At 56.8% G+C, this 1,723-nt stretch carries 1 rRNA gene; it reads right to left on the bottom strand.

The window, feature by feature from the left end:
• Positions 1-1,723 (bottom strand): 23S ribosomal RNA (locus ACFWMR_RS42600); the annotation flags it as partial.

The following is a 1,723-nucleotide window of genomic DNA, read 5'->3' as shown; positions in this document are numbered from 1 at the left end:
GGGTGGGATACCTCATCTTGGAACAGGCTTCCCGCTTAGATGCCTTCAGCGGTTATCCCTTCCGAACGTGGCCAACCAGCCATGCCACTGGCGTGACAACTGGCATACCAGAGGTTCGTCCGTCCCGGTCCTCTCGTACTAGGGACAGCCTTCCTCAAGTATCCTACGCGCGCGGCGGATAGGGACCGAACTGTCTCACGACGTTCTAAACCCAGCTCGCGTGCCGCTTTAATGGGCGAACAGCCCAACCCTTGGGACCTACTCCGGCCCCAGGATGCGACGAGCCGACATCGAGGTGCCAAACCATGCCGTCGATATGGACTCTTGGGCAAGATCAGCCTGTTATCCCCGGGGTACCTTTTATCCGTTGAGCGACACCCCTTCCACCAGGTGGTGCCGGATCACTAGTCCCGACTTTCGTCCCTGCTCGACATGTCTGTCTCACAGTCAAGCTCCCTTGTGCACTTGCACTCAACACCTGATTGCCAACCAGGCTGAGGGAACCTTTGGGCGCCTCCGTTACTCTTTAGGAGGCAACCGCCCCAGTTAAACTACCCATCAGGCACTGTCCCTGAACCAGATCATGGTCCGAGGTTCAGATTCCCAATCCGACCAGAGTGGTATTTCAACAACGACTCCACCAACACTAGCGTGCCGGCTTCACAGTCTCCCACCTATCCTACACAAGCCGAACCGAAAACCAATACCAAACTATAGTAAAGGTCCCGGGGTCTTTCCGTCCTGCCGCGCGTAACGAGCATCTTTACTCGTAGTGCAATTTCGCCGGGCCTGTGGTTGAGACAGCCGGAAAGTCGTTACGCCATTCGTGCAGGTCGGAACTTACCCGACAAGGAATTTCGCTACCTTAGGATGGTTATAGTTACCACCGCCGTTTACTGGCGCTTAAATTCTCAGCTTCACCCCGAAGGGTTAACCGGTCCTCTTAACGTTCCAGCACCGGGCAGGCGTCAGTCCATATACATCGTCTTGCGACTTCGCATGGACCTGTGTTTTTAGTAAACAGTCGCTTTCCGCTGGTCTCTGCGGCCACCCACCCCTAGTCCGCACGGGACTTCAGAGTGTTTGGCCCCCCTTCTCCCGAAGTTACGGGGGCATTTTGCCGAGTTCCTTAACCACAGTTCACCCGATCGCCTTAGTATTCTCTACCTGACCACCTGTGTTGGTTTGGGGTACGGGCCGTGCACGCACTCGCTAGAGGCTTTTCTCGGCAGCATAGGATCACTCTACTTCACCTCAATCGGCTACGCATCACGTCTCAGCCTTAATGAACGGCGGATTTGCCTACCGTTCGGCCTACACGCTTACACCAGTACTACCACTCACTGGCGGAGCTACCTTCCTGCGTCACCCCATCACTCGACTACTACGGAATCAGATCCCACGCTCCACACTCGCGCATCCACCCGAAGGCTTCAACACGAGGCTTTGGGTGGTTAGTATCAACCGCCTCATCCTGGGCGCACGTGCTCGGGTACGGGAATATCAACCCGTTATCCATCGACTACGCCTGTCGGCCTCGCCTTAGGTCCCGACTTACCCTGGGCGGATTAGCCTGGCCCAGGAACCCTTGGTCATCCGGCGGCAGAGTTTCTCACTCTGCATTCGCTACTCATGCCTGCATTCTCACTCCCACACCCTCCACGACTGGCTTCCGCCGCCGCTTCCCTGGATGCAGGACGCTCCCCTACCCATCCACACGACT

Source organism: Amycolatopsis thailandensis (assembly GCF_042723255.1).
Lineage (GTDB): Bacteria > Actinomycetota > Actinomycetes > Mycobacteriales > Pseudonocardiaceae > Amycolatopsis > Amycolatopsis thailandensis.
The sequence above is the reverse complement of the archived record's forward strand: the minus strand, read 5'-3'. Positions and strand labels throughout refer to the sequence as shown.